Origin of the sequence: Rossellomorea pakistanensis (assembly GCF_016908495.1) — a bacterium.
GTDB classification, from domain to species: domain Bacteria; phylum Bacillota; class Bacilli; order Bacillales; family Bacillaceae_B; genus Rossellomorea; species Rossellomorea pakistanensis.
In genome coordinates, this window is the sequence record NZ_JAFBDZ010000005.1 from 219,541 (window position 1) to 243,154 (window position 23,614).

19 protein-coding genes are annotated in these 23,614 nt (G+C 38.3%); 16 read left to right on the top strand and 3 right to left on the bottom strand.

Annotated elements, in window-relative coordinates; genetic code table 11:
• Window positions 1–9: 9 nt before the first annotated feature.
• The 9 genes from JOC86_RS21080 (at window position 10) to JOC86_RS21120 (ending at window position 11,831) form a co-directional block, all read left to right on the top strand.
• On the top strand, window positions 10–1,368 hold the full coding sequence (locus JOC86_RS21080; RefSeq protein WP_205174917.1) for a PTS transporter subunit EIIC: 1,359 nt from the start codon (window positions 10–12) through the stop codon (window positions 1,366–1,368).
• The gene (locus tag JOC86_RS21085; protein WP_205174918.1) at window positions 1,365–2,375 is read left to right on the top strand and encodes a MupG family TIM beta-alpha barrel fold protein; all 1,011 of its coding nucleotides are present in this window, start codon (window positions 1,365–1,367) and stop codon (window positions 2,373–2,375) included. Before JOC86_RS21080 ends, JOC86_RS21085 begins: the two co-directional genes overlap by 4 nt.
• Window positions 2,376–2,594: 219 nt before the next feature.
• Entirely contained in the window at window positions 2,595–3,740 is a 1,146-nt protein-coding gene (locus JOC86_RS21090) for an acyl-CoA dehydrogenase family protein (RefSeq protein WP_205174919.1), read from the top strand.
• 14 nt (window positions 3,741–3,754) lie between these two features.
• Window positions 3,755–4,906 carry a thiolase family protein gene (locus tag JOC86_RS21095; protein WP_205174920.1) on the top strand — a complete coding sequence of 384 codons (1,152 nt, stop codon included), beginning with the start codon at window positions 3,755–3,757 and terminating at the stop codon, window positions 4,904–4,906.
• Between the two features lie 687 nt (window positions 4,907–5,593).
• Complete coding sequence (locus JOC86_RS21100; RefSeq protein WP_205174921.1) at window positions 5,594–8,005, top strand: M14 family zinc carboxypeptidase; 2,412 nt, start codon at window positions 5,594–5,596, stop codon at window positions 8,003–8,005.
• Window positions 8,006–8,140: 135 nt separating this feature from the next.
• Complete coding sequence (locus JOC86_RS21105; RefSeq protein WP_205174922.1) at window positions 8,141–8,920, top strand: DeoR/GlpR family DNA-binding transcription regulator; 780 nt, start codon at window positions 8,141–8,143, stop codon at window positions 8,918–8,920.
• Window positions 8,913–9,773: a Cof-type HAD-IIB family hydrolase gene (locus JOC86_RS21110; protein ID WP_205174923.1), complete on the top strand. Its 861-nt coding sequence runs from the start codon at window positions 8,913–8,915 to the stop codon at window positions 9,771–9,773. The genes JOC86_RS21105 and JOC86_RS21110 overlap by 8 nt, the downstream gene beginning before the upstream one ends.
• 256 nt (window positions 9,774–10,029) lie before the next feature.
• Window positions 10,030–11,367 carry a hypothetical protein gene (locus JOC86_RS21115; RefSeq protein ID WP_205174924.1) on the top strand — a complete coding sequence of 446 codons (1,338 nt, stop codon included), beginning with the start codon at window positions 10,030–10,032 and terminating at the stop codon, window positions 11,365–11,367.
• A gap of 14 nt (window positions 11,368–11,381) precedes the next feature.
• On the top strand, window positions 11,382–11,831 hold the full coding sequence (locus JOC86_RS21120) for an NUDIX domain-containing protein (RefSeq protein WP_419096137.1): 450 nt from the start codon (window positions 11,382–11,384) through the stop codon (window positions 11,829–11,831).
• A gap of 113 nt (window positions 11,832–11,944) precedes the next feature.
• Here JOC86_RS21120 and JOC86_RS21125 read toward each other — a convergent pair whose 3' ends face one another.
• Window positions 11,945–12,394, bottom strand: coding sequence for an OsmC family protein (locus tag JOC86_RS21125; protein ID WP_205174926.1), 450 nt, complete (start codon window positions 12,392–12,394; stop codon window positions 11,945–11,947).
• A gap of 157 nt (window positions 12,395–12,551) precedes the next feature.
• On the bottom strand, window positions 12,552–13,727 hold the full coding sequence (locus JOC86_RS21130) for an endonuclease (protein WP_205174927.1): 1,176 nt from the start codon (window positions 13,725–13,727) through the stop codon (window positions 12,552–12,554).
• A gap of 540 nt (window positions 13,728–14,267) precedes the next feature.
• Here JOC86_RS21130 and JOC86_RS21135 point away from each other — a divergent pair.
• The 3 genes from JOC86_RS21135 to JOC86_RS21145 all read left to right on the top strand — a co-directional run bounded on the left by JOC86_RS21135 (window position 14,268) and on the right by JOC86_RS21145 (window position 16,861).
• The gene (locus tag JOC86_RS21135; RefSeq protein ID WP_205174928.1) at window positions 14,268–15,071 is read left to right on the top strand and encodes an alpha/beta fold hydrolase; all 804 of its coding nucleotides are present in this window, start codon (window positions 14,268–14,270) and stop codon (window positions 15,069–15,071) included.
• A 261-nt stretch (window positions 15,072–15,332) separates the two neighbouring features.
• Entirely contained in the window at window positions 15,333–15,929 is a 597-nt protein-coding gene (locus tag JOC86_RS21140) for a DNA-3-methyladenine glycosylase (protein ID WP_205174929.1), read from the top strand.
• 395 nt (window positions 15,930–16,324) lie between these two features.
• Window positions 16,325–16,861, top strand: a complete 537-nt coding sequence (locus JOC86_RS21145) for a GNAT family N-acetyltransferase (protein WP_205174930.1) — start codon at window positions 16,325–16,327, stop codon at window positions 16,859–16,861.
• 525 nt (window positions 16,862–17,386) lie between these two features.
• On the opposite strand, the gene JOC86_RS21150 is transcribed toward JOC86_RS21145, so the two are convergent.
• Entirely contained in the window at window positions 17,387–18,322 is a 936-nt protein-coding gene (locus JOC86_RS21150; RefSeq protein ID WP_205174931.1) for a glycerophosphodiester phosphodiesterase family protein, read from the bottom strand.
• 274 nt (window positions 18,323–18,596) lie between these two features.
• Between JOC86_RS21150 and JOC86_RS21155 the strand changes: the two genes are divergently transcribed.
• The 4 genes from JOC86_RS21155 to JOC86_RS21170 all read left to right on the top strand — a co-directional run bounded on the left by JOC86_RS21155 (window position 18,597) and on the right by JOC86_RS21170 (window position 23,609).
• On the top strand, window positions 18,597–19,766 hold the full coding sequence (locus JOC86_RS21155) for an acyl-CoA dehydrogenase family protein (protein ID WP_205174932.1): 1,170 nt from the start codon (window positions 18,597–18,599) through the stop codon (window positions 19,764–19,766).
• A gap of 373 nt (window positions 19,767–20,139) precedes the next feature.
• Window positions 20,140–21,594, top strand: coding sequence for an alanine/glycine:cation symporter family protein (locus JOC86_RS21160; protein ID WP_205174933.1), 1,455 nt, complete (start codon window positions 20,140–20,142; stop codon window positions 21,592–21,594).
• Window positions 21,595–22,311: 717 nt separating this feature from the next.
• Complete coding sequence (locus JOC86_RS21165) at window positions 22,312–23,025, top strand: polysaccharide deacetylase family protein (RefSeq protein ID WP_239587755.1); 714 nt, start codon at window positions 22,312–22,314, stop codon at window positions 23,023–23,025.
• Window positions 23,022–23,609, top strand: coding sequence for a DedA family protein (locus JOC86_RS21170; RefSeq protein WP_205174934.1), 588 nt, complete (start codon window positions 23,022–23,024; stop codon window positions 23,607–23,609). The genes JOC86_RS21165 and JOC86_RS21170 overlap by 4 nt, the downstream gene beginning before the upstream one ends.
• Window positions 23,610–23,614 lie beyond the last annotated feature (5 nt).

Consider the following 23,614-nt stretch of genomic DNA (forward strand, 5'->3'; position numbering starts at 1 on the left):
ATTTTAGAAATGAGTAATCAAGAACTAGCAAGGAAAATATTAGAGCAGTTCGGCGGCGCAGACAATATAGCAAGCTATGAAAATTGTATGACTAGACTTCGTATTAAGGTATATGATGATCAACAAATCAATAAAGAAACAATTCAAAAGATTGATGGGGTACTAGGTTTTGTAGAAGATGAAACCTATCAAATTATTTTAGGTCCAGGTAAAGTCAATAAAGTAACCGAAGAATTTGGGAAGCTTGTCGAAAATGAATCTGGAGAAATTGACTTGAAGGCTCGTGCTTCAGAACAGAAGAACGAACTGAAGAAAAAGAATAGTACACCATTTAAATTACTTCTAAGAAGGATTGCCAATATTTTCATTCCACTGATCCCGGCACTTATCGCTTCAGGACTCATCACTGGTTTTACAAAGTTCTTCGTGCAGGCTGGATGGTTAAACGGCGAATCCCAGTTAGTCATGATTCTATCAATTATTGGAAGCGGTTTATTTGGATATCTAGGCATACTAGTAGGGGTGAATGCGGCAAAAGAGTTTGGCGGTTCACCAGCATTAGGTGGTTTAGCTGGAATATTAATTATTAATCCAGCAATAGGTGATGTTGCTTTATTTGGAGAGAATTTACTACCAGGCCGAGGCGGATTAATCGGGGTATTAATTGCTGCAATATTTATGGCTTTCGTGGAGAAAAATGTTCGGAAAATCATGCCGCAAGCGATTGATATTATTTTTACACCAACAATTGCTTTATTAGTTACTGGATTATTGACGTATAGCGTGTTTATGCCAATTGGAGGATTTATATCTGATATCATTACTCAAGGATTGCTATCCCTTATTGATGTTGGCGGACTTGTAGCAGGCTTTGTGCTGGGTGCTACCTTCCTCCCATTAGTCGTGACTGGTTTGCATCAAGGTTTAACACCTGTTCATCTTGAATTAATTAATTCCCTTGGTGACGATCCATTACTTCCGATTCTAGCGATGGGTGGAGCTGGTCAAGTAGGGGCTGCTTTCGCCATCTTTATGAAGACGAAAAAGAAAAAATTAAAAAGAGCCGTTGGAGGAGCGTTACCAGCCGGTATTCTTGGAATTGGTGAACCACTGATCTTCGGTGTTACCTTACCATTAGGGCGACCATTTTTAACAGCGTGTCTAGGTGCTGGTTTTGGAGGTGCATTTCAGGCATATTTTGATGTTGCAACGTTTGTAATCGGAGTTTCGGGAATTCCACTCATTTTCTTAGTAAATGCAGGAGAAATTATATTCTATATTATCGGGCTTCTTATTGCCTATGCAGCCGGGTTTATTCTGACTTATCTCTTCGGTTTTAAAGACGAAATGGCGAGTGAATTCGAATGATCGGGATATCTGTTTATTTATCTGATGACTCGGCAGAAAAGCAAATCCTTAGGGCAGCAGAGTTAGGAATACGGAATGCTTTTACTTCATTTCATATTCCTGAGGAGTCAGGAACTCTAGTGGATAAAGCCCGTAAACTTTTATCATTATTTAATGATAATGGCTTCGATGTTTATGCTGATGTTTCCCATAAAACTCCAGAGGTATTGGGTGTTTCCTCCCTAAAGGCTTTAAAGGAGCTAGGTGTAAAAGCGATCCGTTTAGATGATGAATTTACTCCTGAAGAGGTAGTCAATTTATCAAAATCATTTACACTCGCTATAAACGCAAGCACACTGAGCTTAAGGGAAGTGAGGGAATGGTTGAATATAGGGCTAGACCCTGAGAATCTAATTGCCTGGCATAATTTTTATCCAAGACCGGAAACAGGATTAGACTATGCATCTTTTATTGTACAACAGAAGATGTTTGACGAATTAAAAATACCAGTCTACGCTTTCATTCCAGGTGACCGAGAAAAGAGGGGGCCCCTATTCAAGGGGTTACCAACCCTAGAAGATCATCGTTCGACAAATCCCTACCTAAGTGCTATTGAATTAAATAGCTTAGGAGTAAAAGGAATATTCATCGGTGATCCCGACTTTTCCAATGAACTTCTTGGAAAACTAACTAGATTTGATCATGAAGATCTCATTGAACTCGGATATACAGGGGATGCTGAGTTAGAAGGTGACTACCAGCTACGGCCTGATCCAGGAAGGGATGTCTTAAGATTACTAGACACAAGAACAAAGGAGAATGTCACACCACGGAATACGTTTGAACGCCATCGGGGCACCATTACTCAAGATAATGATGAATACGGCCGTTATCGTGGAGAAATTCAACTAGTGAAACGAAATCTAAAGGCAGATTCCGCTGTAAATGTAATTGGGAAAATAAATGAAAGCGATTTGCCATTACTTGATTTAATGAATCCAGGACAAAAAATTGCCTTTAGAAAATAATCGTATTGGAAATAAGGATGACCTATTTTTATGGGGCATCCTTTTTTTGTTTATTGTTTGTTGGATATTTTAAAATATTCTAATAATTTATGAGGTTTTCCGTTACAATATAAGTAATAAGAAAAATAAACTTTTTCGTGCAAACATCCTCTCAATAGATTATGAAAGTTATGGCATACAATGTATCAATAACACCATGCCTAAAAGGAGAGATTCCAAATGAACCATCCATACTTACAGGAAGAACATGATATCTTTCGTAAATCCTTACGCAAATTTTTAGAGAAAGAGGCTTACCCTTATTATGAAAAGTGGGAAAAGGATCGTATGATTCCAAGGTCATTTTGGACAAAAATGGGGGAGCAAGGATTTCTTTGTCCCGATATTGACGAAAAATACGGTGGCAGTGAAGTGGATTGGGGATTTGCTGTTGTCATAAATGAAGAGCTAGAAAGGGTCGGATCAGGATTAATCGGTGTTGGCCTGCACAATGATATCGTTGTTCCTTATATAACGGCATTTGGGACGGAAGAACAAAAAAGTCGTTGGCTTCCATCGTGTACAACGGGTAAAACGATTACCGCAATTGCCATGACCGAACCTGGTACGGGGTCTGATTTGGCTAATATTAAAACTACTGCAAAGCTTGAGGGTGATTACTATATTGTAAATGGAGAAAAAACATTTATTACCAATGGGATCCATGCCGATCTTGTCATTGTTGCTTGTAAAACGGATACAAACATACGTCCCAAACATAAAGGTGTGAGTTTACTGGTTATCGAGCGAGACCATCCAGGGTTTTCACGTGGCAGGAAGCTTGATAAAGTCGGTCTTCATTGTCAGGATACGGCTGAATTAATATTCGAAGATTGCAAGGTTCCGAAAGAAAACCTTCTTGGTGACGAAGGTAAAGGCTTTCTTTACATGATGGATAAACTTCAACAGGAACGTCTGGTTGTCGCGATTGCAGCGCAAGTGGCGTCCGAGGAAATGCTCGGAATGACGATAGAATATGTAAGGAGTCGGGAAGCTTTTGGAAGATCGATTAGTCAGTTTCAAAACACACAATTTAAAATTGCTGAGATGGCAACCGAAGTGGAAATGGGAAGAGCATTTTTAGATCAATTAATAGCGGAACATATGGATGATAAAAATGTAGTAACCAAAGTATCGATGGCAAAATGGAAGCTGACGGAAACAGCAAGAAGTATTGCAACTCAATGTATGCAGCTTCATGGTGGATACGGGTATATGGAAGAATATAAGATTGCTAGGAGATATCGAGACATACCGGTAGCAAGTATCTATGCAGGAACGAATGAAATCATGAAGACGATTATTGCAAAAAAATTAGGGTTATAGAAAGGGAGGTTAATATGAGAGAAGTTGTTATAGTTGAGGGAGTACGATCACCGGTCGGAAGGAGAAATGGGTTATTAAAGAATATCAGGCCAGATGATTTAGCTGGGGATGTATTGAAGGAGCTTGTGAAGCGTTCAGGTGTCAATCCGGCATTAATAGAAGATGTTATTCTTGGGTGTGTTACTCAATCTGGAGAACAAGCAGGTGACATTGCCAGGGTTTCAGCTCTTATTGCTGGGCTGCCTACAGAAGTACCGGGCATCACCATTGATCGCCAATGCGGTTCAAGTCAGCAAGCGGTTCATTTCGGTGCACAGGCGATCCTGGCTGGCGATATGGATGTCGTAATCACGGGAGGGGTTGAAAATATGTCCCGAGTTCCGATTGCCTCAAACTATCAAGGGGCCCCTTTTAGTGAGAAATTAAAAAGCCGTTATGAGATCATTCATCAAGGTCTATCTGCTGAAAGAATTGCGAAGAAATATGGCTTTACCCGAAAGGAGCTTGACCAATTTTCCTGGGAAAGTCATCAAAAGGCATTAAAAGCTCAAAGTGAAGGATATTTTTCAAGGGAAATAATGCCTCTTGAAGTCACAGCAGATGATGGGACCTCAACTATTGTTAATGAAGATTCAGGACCAAGAAAAGAAACGACGATGGAAGCATTAGCAGGATTAAAAACGGTTTTCCAGGAGGATGGCGTGATCCACGCGGGGAACTCCAGCCAGATAAGTGATGGGGCAGCGGCGTTATTGCTAATGAATAAAGAGAAGGCGATAGAATTAGGGTTAAAACCGAGATTCAAAGTTCATACTCGTGTGGTGGTTGGTTCAGATCCAACTTTAATGCTCACTGGACCGATTCCTGCGACAGAAAAGGTGCTAAAAAAAGCAGGACTTTCGTTAGAAGATATCGATATTTTCGAAGTAAATGAAGCTTTCGCACCTGTCCCATTGGCATGGTTAAAGGAAACGGGTGCCGATCCGACTAAATTGAACCCTATTGGAGGAGCAATAGCACTAGGTCATCCACTAGGAGCGAGTGGTGCACGAATCATGGTTACCATGATGCATGAATTAGAACGAACAGGCGGACGCTTCGGGCTACAGACAATGTGTGAAGGACATGGAATGGCAAATGCAACCATTATTGAGCGGTTAGGATAAAGGAAGTGTGCTGGTAGAGGTGCCAGGTACATTAGCACCTTTATATTAATATTTTTTGATGTTCATATTCATTTTTAAAAGAATTGATAGCTCTTTTTAGTGGTGCCATTATTTGCGATTTGTACACAGAATTTTGTCATGAACCTTTGAGACATTGGACTTATCATTTCCCGACAGGAGTTTCCCACTTCAAGGAATGTAGCCCAAGAGTAAGTGGGAGATGAATGTCGGTTAGCGTTACCCAACAATTCCCTCACACAGAGTGAATAGGCTGTAGAATCTGGCTTAAAGGATGGTAGTGAACATAGTTTTGCTTAAAATAAATCCTGTTTTCGGTTCCTCTAGGTGGTTACATGATAAATCGTACTCGGAAAACCATTCTTGTGTTTTCTTAGCATAGAATTGTCCTTCTGAAGTTATTCAACATACATATTTCGCTGTTATTTTGAAAAAAACTACAAAGTTTTTCGGAAAGCATAAATTATTTCCCCGGAAAAGATAGTTATTTGTCGTTTTTCTCCCAGGTACAAAAACAGCGAAATGTACCTGGCACCAGCCCTGCCCCTGATTCTTATCAAGTACAAATCTAGTAATATAGTAGGGATTTCTAAAATAGATATAAATATTTATGTACTAAATTGAATAATTATACTAATATAATGTACAAGATTACGAGGAGGTACATAGATGAAAAAGAATTTTCTTATTGGTTTAACAAGTATTGCGTTATTAAGTGCCACACCAGCCCCGATTAATGTTCTAGCAGATTCCCCTCCAAAAACTATCGTAGAGCAACAAGGTCAACTAGTTGAGAAGGATAAAAGTCTATTTAATAGTGAGCACTATGATTTTGTGAAGTATTCTGAGATTCAGTCAAATCTTAGTCAACTAGCTTCTGAGAGTAATAGAATTACTTTAGAAGAGAGCGATGTTACTTCAGCTAATGGGCATAAGATGTTCACTGTCATTGTGTCCGATACAGATGCAAAGGGAAAGTTTGGTCATTATAAGGCGTTAAGAAAGAAAATGATTAAAAGTCCTGTGAAAGCACAAGAATTTGTGGACAAGCATCCAGATGTAAAAGTACCCGTATTGATCAATGGGTCCATTCATGGGACTGAATTTGTAGGAACTGATGCCGTTCTTCAGCTAATTGAGCGTTTTTCAAAAGGGAATGATCCACAAACGAAAGCGATTTTAGAAGACCATATTCTAATCTTTAATGTGGTTGCTAATCCAGATGGGCGAATTGGTGCGACCCGTTTTAATGGGAATGGAATTGACTTAAACCGTGACTTTATTACCCAGTCACAGGTGGAAACCGAGCATATGGTGGATATGATTACTGAATGGAATCCAATGGTTTTTCTTGACCTTCATGGTTATGTGAAAGGCTATGGTGGTCCATCTAAACCAGGGTTAATCGAGCCTTGTACACCACCTCATAACCCAAATTACGAATATGATCTTTTTTCTGAATGGGCATTAACTCAAGCGGAAGCAATGGAAAAAAGCATTGTCAGCAATAAAGAAAACTATAAAAATACGAATACAGAAACGTCAAAAGTGGATTATCAGAATATGACTGGCACATATATTCCACAGCGTGATGACTCAGCCGGCTGGGACGATTATCCTCCAATTTTCACTCCAATGTATGCGATGTATCATGGAGCCTATGGCTATACGCTTGAAGCACCGACAAATGATTGGGATGGAGTGCAATGGACGTATGATGCTGTTATGGGTGCTTTAAGTTACTCCAGCGAGAATAAAGTAGAAATGGTTAAAGATCAAATAGAGATATTTAAAAGAGGCGTTCAGTTTGATCATCCGTTTCATGAGAGTGGACATTTTCCTAAAGCCTACATACTACCTGTAGATGAACAGGATGCTTCAGCTACCTTAAAGGTAGTACAGCATCTTGAAGACAATGATATATCTGTGGAACAAGCGAAAAAGAACTTTGATTATAATGGAGTAACTTATCCGAAAGGAACCTATATCGTACCAATGGATCAGGCAAAAGCAGGTCTTGCTAACACGATGCTTTGGGATGGAGAGGATATTACTGAGGACACCCCATCCATGTATGATATTTCTGCTTGGAATCTCCCTGAGTTATGGGGGTTTAAAGCTATTGAAGTAAGTGCGGATGCTGTGTTTGATGTGAAGGGAGCCCTAGTAAATAAAGTGACCACAAAAGGGGAAGTTATCGGATCCGGCCCATATGCCATTCCTAATACGTCAGTGGAGTCCATCTCGATTGCGAACACCCTATTAAATAGTGGACATTCTTTACAAAGGGATGAAGAGGGAACTCTATATGCACCAGTAGAACTGAGAGGCGAACTGAAGGAACTAGTAAAAGACCACCCTGTCAAAATAGAAAGTAAACAGGTGCCTCAAGGAGTGGAAATGATTGATAGCCAAACCGTTGCGATATTAAAAGACGGTGGAATGAACAAAGCTCAAACACATGCAGGGACAAAATTAGCATTGGATCGTCTTGGATTTAATGTTCAAGAGGTTACACCACAGGAAGTGGTTGAAAATGGAATAAATACAGATGTATTTATTTATAATGGAACATCTAACTTAATTTCCTATAATAATAGATTAGCAAATAAAGAGTTCGGGCTAGAGAGTCAGGAACAATACAATCAATTTAAAGCTAATGTCGAGAGCTTTGTTGGAAACGGTGGGAGCTATATAGCGATCGGTGCTGGAGCATCAACAGCAACAAAAACATTAGGTCTGACTGATATTGTAGTTAATAATGGGGGAGCTAACAGTAATGGAATCGTAAAGCTAACCCACACAACATCTAGTTTAACTGCGGGTTATCAGCAGAGTGATCTAGGCTTTGTCTATCAGCCGACATGGTATACAAATACAGAAGGTAAAAAGGTGATTTCAAGCTATGAGGAATCTGATGACTTTTTCCTTGCTGGGCATTGGAAAGGTCAAGAGGCGGCAAAAGGTAAGCCAGTTATCGTACAAGATGGTAATGTTACCTTAATGGGACTAGAGCCAGGATTCCGAGATCATACGGATTACTTATTCCGACTTTTATCGAATGCTGTTTATACAAAATAATCGAGAAAACCGTCCTTTTGGGCGGTTTTTTTAAGTTTTTCCCTTGTTAAGACATTAAGTCCCTTGAAAAATACCACTTAAAAACTTATAATCACTTATATAGACTTATAAACACTTAAGGTAAGGTGTTCTTGGATGTATCAAGAAGAGCGATTAATTGCAATTTTAGACTTTTTGAAAAAGAATAAACGTATTTCTGTGGAACAAATATGTACGTTATTTGACGTTTCTAAAGATACGGCTAGACGTGATCTTGTCAAGCTAGAAGAGGAGAAGAGAATCATTCGAACAAGAGGTGGAGCGATTCTTCCGGCTTTGCATAATGAAATTAAAGATTATTCTAATCGTCTCAAAACAGTGTCAGAGGAAAAGAAAATCATTGGGAAAAAAGCAGCTGAATTAATGACTGAAGGGGATCGGATTATTTTGGATGCTTCCACAACCGTACAGGCTTGTGCTGAACATTTAACGATTGAAGATGGAACCATTATTACAAACTCTATAAATCAAGCTGAAGTATTATCGAATAAGCGGGGAATACATATTCATTTACTTGGGGGACAGTTACAAAAAGAACATCGATTTCTATTTGGTTCAGCGGTAATTGAAAAGCTCTCGCAATACTATGTTGATAAGGCATTTATAGGTGTAGTTGGTATATCAGAAAATGGTTTGACTATTGCTCACGAAGATGACGGAATGGTCAAGCGGAAGATGATTAGTCGAGCGAAACAAGTTATTGTTGTCGCTGACCATACAAAGATAGGAGTGACTGATTTCTATCAGTTTGCTGATATATGTGAAGTCGACCTGTTTATCACAGATAAAACTCCGTCGAAAGCTTTCCAAGAATTATTAAATAAAAACAATGTGGATCTACTTATTGCAGATGGGGAGAGTGAAGAAAATGAGTAAATTAATTGCCATAGATTTAGACGGAACCCTGCTAAATCATCAAAATCGAATAAGTGATGAAAATTTAAAGGCGATCAAAGAAGCCCAGCAAGATGGAATAGAGATTGTGATAGCTACTGGTCGTGCCCACTTTGATGTGAATGCACTTTTTGAAGGAACAGGAATTGAAACTTGGATTATAGCGGCCAATGGGGCGACCATTCACACTCCAAGTGGCGAACTGTTTCAATCAACTCCTATTGAGCAAACAAAAGCTTTAGAAATCCTTCAATGGTTAGAATTGGAGGGGTATTACTATGAAGTGTTTAGTCAGAATGCGATTCTTACCCCTCAAAATGCCAGAGAATTACTTGCCATAGAAATGGACCGTGTTGTGAGTGCGAATCCAGAGGTTAAACTTGAAGAATTGCAGGAAGCTGCTGAAACACAGTATAGTCAATCAGGATTTCAATTCATTTCTTCTTATAAAGAAATCGAGAGCATGAATGTAGAGGTCTATAATATTTTAGCCTTTACTTTCCATCGTGAGAAATGGCAAAAAGGCTGGGAGCATTTTAAGGCTGAAAAGGGATTAACGCTTGTCTCCTCTGCGGTTCATAACTTTGAACTTGAGCATAAGGATGCTTCAAAGGGAGACGCCCTTACAAGGGTTGCGAAAGAATTGGGAATACCACTTTCAGACATTGTTGCAGTGGGTGATAGTTTAAATGACCTCTCAATGTTAAAAATTGCAGGGAAAAGTGTAGCAATGGGAAATGCACATCCAGAGGTCAAAGAAGTTTGCGATGCCATGACATTAAGAAATGATGAACATGGAGTTGCGCACCTGATTGAAAAAGTAAGGGCACTATAAGAATGGAGAAAGCTAATCGGAAATCGGCGTAACCCGTACGGGGCGTGACGATGACGATTAGCTTTTTTTATTTTTGTTAGGTTATAGAGTTAATGCACGAAAATCTAGATAACTGCCCTTTAACCCTTCTTGAAACCTCAAAAAAAGAAGAAAAGTTTGCAATTTCTTAACAAATTTCGTCGATTTTTGAAGGTTTTTATCTATTGAGTATGGAAGAGATATACAAAACCTGACTACGAGGGGTGATGATTAGAATATGGATCTCGAAATTTTAACTAAAACAGCAGGGGCTTTTGTGATCTATCAAGGATCCTTCGTTTTTCAAATAGACCCTACAAAACAAAAGGACACATTAGCAATTGTAGAATTAGGTGGGAGAAGGATAAAAGGAGAAGCTCCAATTGAAACAGCTGAACGGGAAGTAAGAGAAGAGGCGGCAATGAACTTATATCCTCTATCAGCTCCAGTATGCTATTACAAGAAATCCAATAGTGAGTCATTACAGCAAATGTACTTCGACGAATTAATCGCCCCAATAGTAATACTCGAAAAGGAAGATCACTCTTTGTCCGTCACGTATCTAGTGGAGTCAGAAGATCCGCCAGTACCTTCAGGCGACACAAGCGGCATCATTATTCTAACCCCGGAAGAAATTCATACTTTATGTGAAGGATCATGGACATTAGAGGAATTTAAATATAACGGTGGAAGAGTAATAGAGGGAAGAGAAATAAATAAGAATTTACCTTTGAAACCATTTCCTCAAATTCATATTCTTTCAAAGCTATTAAAGGAATATGAGGGTTGGTTTCAAAGATTTCAAGTAAATACTTATGTAACGAACATTTCTGACGGTGTAGATAAAACTTTTCGATCAAATATTTATCAAAAAGTGAAATCTATAGTGGGGGAGAATTTTGTAACCTTTGAAGACACAAAGTATCTAACGGAAAATGAGATGAAGCAATTCATTGACTATATATTGGAAGACTCTATGTTTAGTAATAAGAAATTTATTAATGTGTTAGTGCACCGTAAGTTCTCTCGACATATTGATCAACTTCTTATTGGAGAAGGCTTTTATTTACATGACGAATTTATAATGGTTTATAAAGATCTTAAAAACCATTTTGCTGAAACAAGTCCATTTACCTTTAAAAGTTTAGAACTAATATCAGAGGGAGAGTTCAAATCTGTATGGAAAGGTACGATGGAGCAATCCTTAAATGCACCTTCTTCGTTAACGATGGATGAACAAATGGAGAATGTGAAGATAGAGCTGGGGGAAGGGTATCGGAAATCCTGTGTCATAGCTTATGAAGAAGGAAGACCGATTGGAGTTGTTATGCCGCATATTGAACCAGGAACAGAGAAGGAAGGAAGACTATTTTATTTTGGATTATTGAAGGCAGAACGTGGAAAAGGTAAAAGCATCCCTTTACATAAACAGGCTCTTTCTTTATTAAAAGATGATTTCAAAGCGGATGACTATATCGGGGGAACGAGTATTCATAACCTCCCTATGCAAAAAATATTTAACCACAATGACTGTAAAGTTGTTGAAACCAATAAAGTATATAAAATGAAAAGATAACTGGGGGTTACATGTTGATTAATCAGGCTGGGCATCAGTTTCTTGATTGGATACCGAAAAAGGAAAGCGAAATCATGAATTTTGAACCATTAGCAGGCTCGTTTGCTGTTATAAAAGTCGGTGAAGAGTTTCTCATCTGCTTTAATAAATGGCGTCAACAGTGGGAATTACCAGCAGGAAAAAGAGAAGGAACAGAAACGCCAGCAGAATGTGCCATTCGAGAGCTTTATGAAGAAACGACTCAAAAGGTAGCTTCATTAGAATTCCTCGGATTAGCAAAAATACAAAAGAGGAATGGTGATGTTAAATATAATCCTGTTTTTTATGGAGAACAGAAGAGTCTTACTAGCTTTGAAGAGAACGAAGAAATGAGTGCGATTCAACTATGGGATTTAGCAGCTCCTGTTCAACCGTTTGATCCAGTAGACAGAAGGATTTTAGAAGAAGTGAGAAAAAGAAGGTAACCTGAGGCTGCCTTCTTATAAAATTTTTCACTTTGAAAAGGTTATGGTTTTTTTATTAGTATTGTGTCTTTTGAATAGCGAAATAGCTAATTTAAGCGAATCTGTCTGTTAGATCAAGCTTCCTTTTCAATACGTGCTACAAGCTTTACATCGACATTCCCTTTAATGGCTCTTGTAATCATACAAGAAGCCTCCGCTTTTTCAGCAAGCTTTTGTGCAAGCTGCACTTGTTTATCGGTTGCCTCTTGGTGGAGAACGAGATGTGGTCGATGAATGATTTTCTTGTAGGTAATAACACCGTTCATCTCCTCGACAATCCCCTCTGAGTCCATGGTAAGGCTCATTTTATGAATCTTACTTCGTTCAAGCATAGCTGCTAGAGTAATAATGTAACAGGTTGCAGCTGCCCCCAGCAACATTTCATCTGGATTTGTTCCGATCCCTGGACCGTTCATTTCTGGCGGAATCGAAATCTGTGTTTTAAGGTTCTCCGCTTCAATATTTCCTATATCATTCCGTAACCCTGGCCAATAAGCTTTTAAATGAAAATGATGTTCTGACAATTTTTTCACACCTTCCTTGACATGCCCTCGTTATAAACCCACATTCTATAAAAGAATTCTCCCAAAAGAGGGAGAATTAATCAAACGTTTGTTTAGTTGTTATCATTGTCAATGAAAGGATAGCAGTGTAGAAATTTGATTGTTTATATATCTTCCATCACCAGATCATTTCCACGAATTCAGGGTGATCAATGAAGGGATTCCGATTTCCTTGGTAGTCTTCATAAATAATATTGTTACGGCGGCGTTCAAAGTCGTCAACAGGATCTTGTTGGTGCCATTCAAGAAGGACAGAAAGTTTTCCATGATAAGGATTGCTTCCGTTGTTCACTTGGTTATTCAGTTCAAGATCGACTTCATCACTTACATCTCCTTCATAGCGAACCGCCATATAGAATAGCATTCGGGCAACGTCCCCTTTTACGCTATCCCGCGGTTCCCATGAATCACTATCATGGTAGTTCCCAGGTGCTTCCTCATGAGGAGATCCACCATTATCAAAGTCTAGATTACCACGTGAAGAATTAACTGTCACATCTGTCGGTCTCAAATGGTGGATGTCCGTTCCAGCACCCATTGATGTACCAAAATCTCCATGAGATTTTGCCCACACATGCTCACGGTTCCAGTCATCAATATTACCACCATTCAATCGTTCTGATTGTGAACGACCAGAATAAAGTAATATGACATTGTTAGGATTATTAGGGTCTTCATCAGTATTTCGTAATGCTTCCCATACATCGCTATAGGATAGCTCTTGGTGATCATCGATAATATCGTGAAGACTTTGTTTTAAAGCCGCTCCTGATTTTCCTTCAGCTGGTTGATAATACTCTTCGTAACTTGGTGGATCTGTTGGTTCACCTGGATCACTTCCACCGTTATCAACGCTTTCAATCTTTGATGCCGATTTTACTCCAGCATGTGCAAAGTAATCGGTCAATTCACCTGTCACTTTAATCTTACCACCCATTAGCTCAGGATTACTTTGTAAACCAAAGGCAGAGCGAAAGGAAGATGGTATTTGAATATAGATCATGTTAGATGTGTCCGTTTCTGAAGCTGAGTCTGCAAGTGCGAGTGCATAGTCGCTAGGAAACTGACTCTTGGTCACATTATTTTCTGAAATGGGTTGACCCGCAATATACCCTTCTACAGTAGCTGTAGTCCCATCTTGATTAGTGATAGCTTCATCCACTGTGAAAGGTGAATCCCAAGAACCACTGCCAGCTGCTTTCATTTGACTTGAAGGTGCTGGACTACAACCGAAAGTAAATAACATAAGAACAATAAATAACAACGACGTTTTTCTAGTGGAATTCAAGATCATCTTTCGTTTCCTCCCTATGTAAAGAATTACTTTAAGAGTACAACAAGAATCAAGGCGATAGGGTTAAAATAATGTAAATGACCAAAGTTGGTTCTTTGGGCTTAGTCATCAGGATTCATCGAAAGTTGAGCCTTTAGGATAGGTAGAGTTATGAGATAGGAATCTTCCATGATTAAAGTCATAATTGCAGCGAAAAAGCTAGAATGAGGTATTCCGAAAAGTGAGGGTTAAGCCTTAAAACAGAGCATAAAATGAAATGAGGTCATCAAACGAGAGGTCCTGAAAAAGGATGAAAACGAAAATGAGGACTTCAATGTGGCCGAATGAGACCATGAAAAAGTGGAAAAGCGAAAAGAGGACCTCAAAAAAGTCGTGTGAAGCCTAAAACAAAAAGGAGTGTTTATTTCCGTCGAAGAAGTTTGGCTAAGTGATTGCATACCCATTGATTGGGGAATGGTAATTTTTGGTGACCGATTATGATAAACATCACACTTGGTATTACTCTTCAAATGGTTATATCGATAAAAAGGAGGGGGTTATATGCCTTATTTTACAGTAGAGAAACAAGTAAACCTTTACTATGAGGAAAGTGGAAGTGGAATACCAGTTATTTTTCTTCATGGAGTGTGGATGAGCAGTCGATTCTTTCATGAGCAGCCTTGCTATTTTAGTAAAAACCACCGCGTGATTACCCTGGATTTCCGTAGTCATGGAGAATCTTCAAAAGTTGAATACGGTCATACAATTTCACAATATGCTAGAGACTTACATGCTTTTATCGAAGGTTTAGGGCTAAAGGAGGTTGTTCTTGTCGGCTGGTCGATGGGAGCCTTTGTAGCTTGGGAATATCTATCTCAATTTGGTGAAGAAAATGTAAAAGGGTCTGTCATTGTTGATGAGTTAGCCTCTGATTTCAAATGGGCGGATTTTCCGATGGGAGCATTTGATTTCCCGGCACTCATGGGTATTATGAGAGAAATTCAAGAAAATCGAATTGGATTCCTTCAAGGCTTCCTGCCCCTCATGTTTAAAGCTGATGTAACTATAGAGCAAATGAAATGGATGATGGATGAAGTCACAAAGGTACCTGAATCGGTTGCTAGCGCGATCCTCTTTGATCAATCAGTTGTTGATTATCGTGAACACCTCGGAAACGTTAACGTTCCCACGCTTCTTTGTTTTGGTCGAGAGGAGAAATTGATTCCATTGGCTGCCGGGGAGTATCTAAAAGAAAATCTAAAAAATTCAGAGCTGATCATTTTTGAAAACAGCTGTCATTGTCCATTCTTAGAAGAAAGTGATAAATTCAATAAGGTGGTCGATGAATTTATTTCTTCTTTGTGATTTGTAAGATGAACTTCTCCAATAGAGATTGGAATCACTTTGTACGGACATCCGGAATGGAGGAGTCTCACCTTTCTTTTTGGCTGTTTTCGTAAACATTTGTTGTTTGAAAAGGGGTAAGTTTGTTTCTGCTTCAAACAACCTTTTTACAAACATTTATGTTTTTAAAAAACAACAATCTTATAGAAAACAGCCTTCTTGTTTAAACCGAAATAGCTAGGGAGATGGAATACCTAATCCTATGTTTAAGGGGGGACTAATTTGAAGGAAATACAGCGTTATGAGTTAATAGGGAAAGAGTTTTTTCAGTTGTCAACACTCGAACTTGCTAAAGCGTTGCTTGGTTGTTTATTAGTGAAGGAAAGTAAAGAGGGGGTCGCTTCAGGGTATATTGTTGAAACGGAAGCCTATATGGGACCGTTAGACAGAGCAGCACATAGCTATAATAATAGAAGAACAAAACGGACGGAAGTCATGTTTGGTGAAGCAGGTCTTGTATATACATATGTGATGCATACTCATTGTTTAGTGAATGTAGTAAGTGGAGAGATAGATAGGCCAGAGGCGGTATTAATTAGAGCTGTTGAACCCTTCGAAGGACTTGAGCTCATGTATAAAAGAAGGGGAATGATGAAGGAGACGAATTTAACGAGTGGACCAGGTAAATTAACAAAGGCACTTGGAATAAGTAGAGAAGACTACGGACGAAATTTTTATGAACCTCCTTTATTTATAGCGAAGGGGTACACACCAGATTCGATATCTTCTGGAAAAAGGATTGGGATCGAAAACTCTGGAGAAGCAAAGGATTATCCTTGGCGATTTTGGATTACAGATAATCCCTTTCGCTCAAGATAAGAATTAGGTTTACTGAGACAGGAATTCATTGATCATTGTCGAATTAGTTTAGACATAGAAAAAGCGAACTAGAATCCGCTAGTTCGCTTTTTTAGTAAAGATATCTTTAATAGTAACTTGCAACATCACAAGTGAAAGGTTCATTCTAATATGAACTGATAATACAGCCGCGGGCACTTCTATTAGAGGGTCGTTTGAATAACCTAAACGACGTAAGCCCTACCTCTCTTACATCCTTACGGCTCCGAAGCCGATCCAGTGTGAATAAGTCTAAAATCAAATGCATTTTAGAAATGCAATTATTATCTATATATTTCACGTGTGATATTTGTAAAGTTAAAATATCATTATACATTGAATTTGGGCTGTTGTCAACTATTACAAGGGGGAGTTTTATGTTACCAGAATTAAGAACAGATAATTTGATTTTACGAGAGATAACAGAACAAGATGCTCAAGCATTATTTGAATATTTCTCTTCTGACAAAGCTATGCAATTTTATGGAATGAATCCACTAACTACTTTAGAACAAATGAAAAACATCGTAAAAGGGATGGCTTCAGGATATGAAAAAAAGCAAGCGATTCGCTGGGGAATTCAATTAAAGGATCAACAAGAACTCATAGGGACGATTGGATTTAACAATTGGAGTAATCTACATAAAAAAGCGGAACTCGGATATGATCTAAACCCGCGCTATTGGAGAAAAGGGTATATGTTTGAGGCGATATCAAAGGTCATTCAATTTGGATTTGAAGAAATTTTATTAAATCGAATCGGCGCATTTGTTTATCTAGATAACGAAGCATCCAATCGGATTTTAGAAAAAATCGGATTCCATCAAGAAGGGATTCTAAAAGACTATTATTTTTCATATGACAGGTACCATGATGTGTATGTTTATCGCCTTTTACAATCTGAATTTTTATAGAATAGTATGCGACTGTCACGATAGGGGCAGGAACCACTTTGTTGCCTATATACAGAAGGTTTCTTGAAGGGGACTACTATGTATTGAAGTTGTGGTTCCTCCCCCTTTAGTTTTAGTGATTCCTTTTTGATTCGTTCACCTACCAATTAACATGTGCGTAGATTTAAAGTCTCGTGCATTTCCTAGGCTTTCTCGAGCATGAAATTAGATTCTTGTGCATTTGCAAGTCGTTTTCGTGCATAAAATAAAAAAGTTGTGCATTACTACATTAAAGACAAGGAAAAGGGAGATTCTCCTTATAGGTGGAGCGAGCTAAAATAAGGTATCGTATGAATTCTAATAGAAAAACAAAGAATGAGTGGTAAATTTAACAAAATTAGTGCAGGAAAACAGTGGTGTAGCAGGAAAATGTTTTGTCCGAAAAAGAAAAATCCGGAAAATGAATAATTAAAAACTAGCCGTCTGATAGTAGAAAAATGGACTTATCAGACAGCCCATTACTTTTAAAATAAGGTTGCATACTTTTCAATACCCCATTTCATGTAAAACCTCTAAAAGCAGATCAGGTCTGTTCGTTAAAATTCCATCTGCCCCAGCATCGAGGAGCTGTCTCATTGTCTTTTTATCATCAATCGTCCAATAATGAATTGTAACACCGTGGCGATGAGCCCCTTTGATGAGGCTTTTTTTACTTAAGTCAAAGATGCTTTCCTGGGTAGGAATTTGATGAACATCTGCTTGTGGACGGTAGAAGCCGGGAAGAAACAGCTTTTGTAGTAGCACAAATTTTGTTACTTCCTGTTTTCCTGAAGCAACTGCCGTTTTCTCATGGGAATAAGTCTTAAAAAGTTCTATGATTTCTTGATCAAATGAAGCAACCAAGACCTGTTCTTCCTTATTGTATTTTTTTATGAGCTGCCAAAGCTTATTACTGATTTCCTTGAGGCGTTCGGGGGGATTATCATCTTTGATCTCGATTTCGATTCTCAAATTTGGGAATTGTTGAAACACCTCCTCAACAGTAGGGATTTGAACACCTTTATTCCGATACGAATAATTCCCTTGTAAATCTTTGAAGTAATAGCCGGCATCTAATTCTTGCACTTCTTTAAGAGTCAGATCAGCTACAAAACCTTTACCGTTTGTCGTTCGGTCTACTGTCGGGTCATGAATGGTCACTAAATGTCCATCTTTTGTAATATGAATGTCCGTTTCTAAAACATCAACACCCATTTCTGCTGCTTTTTTAAATGCAGCCATTGTATTTGAGGGAGTAAGTAATTCTCCACCCTGGTGCGCGATAACAAGAGGCCCTTCGTTTTTGAAAAATGGTTTTTCTTCTAATTTTTTATCCTTCCAACTATTGGCGATGATAAACGGTCCTGCCAATAGAAATAACAATAATACTATAATAGATTTTTTCTTTTTTTTGGTTGGTGAGAATGGGATTTGGGCTTTCACGCTCATTTTCCTTTCATAGTGGAGATATTTTCATTATAGAATAGGGGCGAAGAAATATGCGTGATGAATGTTTATTTTACAAAAACTCACTTAAGTCAAAGAGGCATTGTATATGAGAAACCTATATTAATCCTTGTGAAAAATCCATCTGCTGCTAAAAACCAACTAATCCTATCATATTTGAAGCAATTCCTTTGAGTTCCTTTCTAACTTTCATTATCATTAAGATATATAGGAGAATGATATCCTCATCAGAAAGGGATGAATAGGTTCGATGAGCGATTTATATAAACCCTTTATTAAAACTAAAAAACAGGAAGAGCTTCTTGATTTAGCAGGTAATCTTGCTGATCAATTTGCCGAAAGAGCAGAGCAGCATGATCGAGATCAAGTATTTCCTATGGAAAATTTCCAAGATCTTAAAGGTACTGCCTATCCTCGCTTAACCGTACCAAAAGAATTTGGTGGCGAAGAAATATCATTATATGAATTTGTCTTAATTCAAGAACGGTTGGCTCAAGGGGATGCTTCAACTGCTTTATCAATTGGCTGGCATTTGGGAAGCTTTATGGAATTAGGAGATAACAGACCGTGGGATGAGAAAGCTTTTCAATCACTTTGTGAACAGGTAGTAGAGAAAAATTCATTAATTAATAGAGCGGCAACAGAACCTGCAACAGGCAGCCCTACAAGGGGCGGACTTCCTCAAACAAAGGCGATTTTTTCAGAAGGGAAATGGAGTTTATCTGGTCGAAAAACGTTTACCTCGATGGCGAAAGCATTAGATTATTCCGTCGTGTCCGCAACATTGAATAACACAGAGGAGAAAGGCTGGTTTCTAGTAGATCATCGTCTCAATGGAGTCAGTATTGAAGAGACCTGGGATACGATTTCTATGCAGGGTACTGGTAGCGATGACCTTGTTTTAAAGGAAGTTATACTGGCTGAAGATGCATTAGTGGAAAGGGATTCGAAGGTAGCAAGAGGTTTGTCGCCAAAGGGTTGGCTGCTTCATATTCCTGCATGTTATTTAGGAGTAGCCTTAGCAGCGAGAAACCATGCGATTCAATTTGCAAAAGAGTATCACCCTAATAGTCTGCCAGGTCCCATTAAAGACGTACCTGAGGTGCAGCGGAAAATCGGGGAGATAGAGCTTGAATTATTTAAGTCTCGTCAACTCCTCTATTCTGTTGCAGAAAAATGGGCGAATGAACCTGAAAAAAGGGCGGAAATGGGTCCAGAATTAGCGGCTGTCAAACATGTGGCGACAAATAGCGCTTCTCATGTCGTAGATATTGCCATGCGTCTTGTTGGAGCAAGAAGTTTATTTCGTTCAAATCCCATGCAACGATACTATCGTGATGTTCGAGCAGGCTTGCACAACCCGCCAATGGATGATTCTGTGATCACTATGCTGTCTAAAAAAGCATTAATGGATGAATAGAATATTCACCTTATAAAAGCTTGGATACCTATATATGGTTTCAAGCTTTTTCTGTATTTAAATTTTTTAAAGGAAATAACCTTATTTTGATGAATCTGTTACGATTGCAGATCCATATGGAATGAAATTTCACTTGTTTGAAAGAAAAAAAAGTTAAATTAAAATGTTACATTTTTATTCCTTCTCTATAAGGGGCATATATTAATGAAGGAATTTTTAATTGAATTTAAAAGAGTTGTATATAGATCCTTTCTCGTTTTTTGGAGGAAATTTTGAAAGCGTTTTCAAATAAAGGGATTGTCTTTACGAAAGGATTCTCTTATAATAACAAAATAGATACAAAATTCAGAGAATTCACAAAGGGGGAAATGGTTTGGCTGATTTTGTTGGTAAGATTGTGGAGATTTTGTGGAGTACACCGATGATTGTTTTTTGTTTAGGGGTAGGTTTACTTTTTTCTATTATGACTCGGTTCTTGCAGGTGAGACATATTAAAGAAATGGTTAGACTTATGCTTGAGGGGAAAAGCTCTGCTGCCGGAGTTTCCTCGTTCCAGGCTTTAGCTATTTCATTATCTGGTCGTGTAGGGACAGGAAATATTGCGGGTACAGCAACTGCCATTGCTTTCGGGGGACCGGGAGCGGTTTTCTGGATGTGGGCGATTGCGTTTATCGGAGCAGGAAGTGCATTTGTTGAATCGACCCTTGCTCAGATATATAAACAAAAACAGGATGGAGAGTATCGTGGTGGTCCTGCTTATTATATTGAAAAAGGCATAGGCTGGAAATGGTATGGAATCATCTTTTCTGTATCCGCACTGTTAGCTATGAGTTTATTAATGCCTGGAATTCAGTCTAACTCCATTGCCATTGGTCTAGAGAATGCATTTGGAATTAATACTTATATTACAGCTACTGTTCTTATTATCTTATTAGCTATTATTATCTTTGGTGGAGTTAAGCGAATTGCAAATGTTGCCCAATTTATCGTGCCGTTTATGGCAGCTGGATATATCCTATTAGCTTTAGTTATTATTGCGATGAATATTGGAGAACTTCCAGAAGTTATTTCTCTTATCTTCCGTAGTGCATTTGGATTTGATTCTGCCTTTGGTGGGATTATAGGGATGGCCATTTCGTGGGGAGTTAAGAGAGGAATTTATTCCAATGAGGCAGGACAGGGAACAGGACCTCATGCAGCAGCTGCGGCAGAGGTTTCTCACCCAGCAAAACAGGGTCTTGTCCAGGCATTTTCCGTTTATATTGATACACTTTTTGTCTGTTCAGCAACAGCGTTTATGATTCTTTTCACAGGTATGTATAATACGCAGGCTCCAGATGGATCATTTATTATCAATAATCTTCAAGGGGTAGAAGCAGGTCCAGAGTATACTCAAGCGGCGATTGAAAGTGTTCTTCCAGGATTTGGTGCAGGATTCGTTGGTATTGCATTGTTCTTCTTCGCATTTACTACTATTATGGCTTATTACTATATTGCCGAAACAAATATCGCCTATCTTGTTCGTAAGAGAAGCAGTAAAGTTCCTATGTTTATCCTTAAATTGGTCTTACTTGGCTCGGTCTTTTATGGGGCTGTTAAAACAGCGAACCTTGCATGGGCATTAGGAGATATTGGGCTTGGACTTATGGTATGGCTTAATTTAATCGCTATTGTTATCTTATACAAACCGGCAATTCGGGCATTAAAGGATTATGAAGCCCAGAAGAAACAAGGGCTTGACCCCGTATTTGATCCTGCAAAACTAGGTATTAAGAATGCAGATTATTGGGAAAGTGACGATCATAAGAATCGAGAAAAAGTTTCATAGAGTTTTAGCCAAGTTTAAGAAAAGAAGCTCATGTACATCATGGGCTTCTTTTCTTTTTAGTTGACTCTTTTCTAAAGTTTGTTACTTTTAACAACATTAAAAACGCAAAGTGGATTGGAGCGGAAGGCACTTAACTCCTGCGGGATGCAGAGGAAAAGTCGAGACCCCGCAGACGGAACGTCGAGGTGGCTTGACTTCCTCCCCGCGGAAAGAAAGCGCCTGTAGCGGAAAGGAACGGTCAACGGCAAATAGTTTATTCCTAAAAAACAACAATCAATACGAAAAGAGCCTTTTAGTTTTATAGGAACTTAAAAAAATATAATAGGTTGATAACTTTGAAATTAGTTTGTCCTAATCTAGCTCCGGAAGTCTAAGTCAAGCCATGAATGAAGGGAAATGCACTACCATCCTTCTTGGCTCGTCTTATGCTTGTCGGGGTAAACGGGGCACTTACGCTATTTGTTATTTTTTGGTTGAACCTCTGAGAAAAAACTGTCTTACAAAAGTGTAAGATAGATGTCATCTAAATAAATTTTTATGAATAGGTTTACTTTCTATAATGTAAACAGTGGAAAAAAAGGAAATTACCATTCGGTATTTTGTGAAAATTGGAATTGGATTTGAAATGAACAAATGAAAATAGTAGACTAGAAATGTCAATTGAAAGGTTTCTACCTGAGAATGAAAGGGTAATTTGTGAGTGTTATGATCATTATTATGAGTGTATTATTTATCATTTTTTTATTCCTGATTTATGCCGTCTTACCAACATTGGTTATTCGAATTTTTGGACTAAGTATTATTCAAAGAATATCTGACGAAAGATCGATTGCTTTAACTTTTGATGATGGACCTGATCCTGATTATACTCCTCAACTATTAGACTTGTTAAAAAGGTTTAATGTAAAAGCATCTTTTTTTGTAGTAGGGGAAAAGGTGAAAAATAACCCTGAGCTTGTTAGGCGTATGCATGCTGAGGGTCACACCATTGGAATCCATCATTATCATCATATATCGAGCTGGATTATGTCTCCCTTTAAACTAAGAGAACAATTAAGATTAACCGAAGAGCTTATTACGCGATGTACGAATGAAAAGGTTCATTTTTACCGTCCCCCATGGGGGCATTTCAATCTGTTTTCACTACTTGTAGGGAGGCAGTATTCTATCATTATGTGGAACAAAATTTTTAAGGATTGGAAAACGGAAGTCTGTAAAGAAAGTCTTCTGGAAAAACTTCATGCCAACACTGAAGGAGGTTCTATTTATCTTCTTCATGATAGTGGAGTTACCTTAGGGGCAGACCGAGAAGCGCCTAAATATATGATAGAAAAGCTAGAAAAATTTTTAGAGGAAAGCAGACGAAATCGGGTTGCGTTCATTTCACTAAATGAACTTTATCAACTTGATAAAAATACGAGGGTTATATGAGTATTGATACGATAGAACATTATATAAACTCATACGGATATATCATTATCTTTTTTTTGTTGTTTTTTGGAATTGTGGGGATTCCTGCCCCAGAAGAATCACTATTATTTTTAATAGGGATATTGATTATAAATGAAAAGCTCTCTTTTGGTTATGCCGTGATTAGTGCCTTACTTGGCGTTTTCTTGGGAATGCTTACAGCTTATGGATGTGGAAAATTTGTTGGTTACCCGTTTATTCAAAAGTATGGGAAATATATTGGTATTTCCACTGAACGTTGGAATAAGGCAAAAGCTAAGTATACTAAAAATGTAAAAAGAACCATTGTTTTGGGATTTTATTTGCCGGGAATACGTCAAATAAGTCCCTACTTTGCTGGTATTGCTGAAATTCAATTTAAAACCTTCTTTTTGTATTCATTAGTAGGCTCGTTATGTTGGACAATTCCCTTTATTGTTGTTGGATATTATGCAGGAGAATATTTTGAAATTAATCCGAAATACGTACCATATTTAGGGTTAGCATTATTGGTAATCTTTTTATTCTCTCTTTCCATCAATTATTTAAAAGAAAAATATAGATAAGTCAG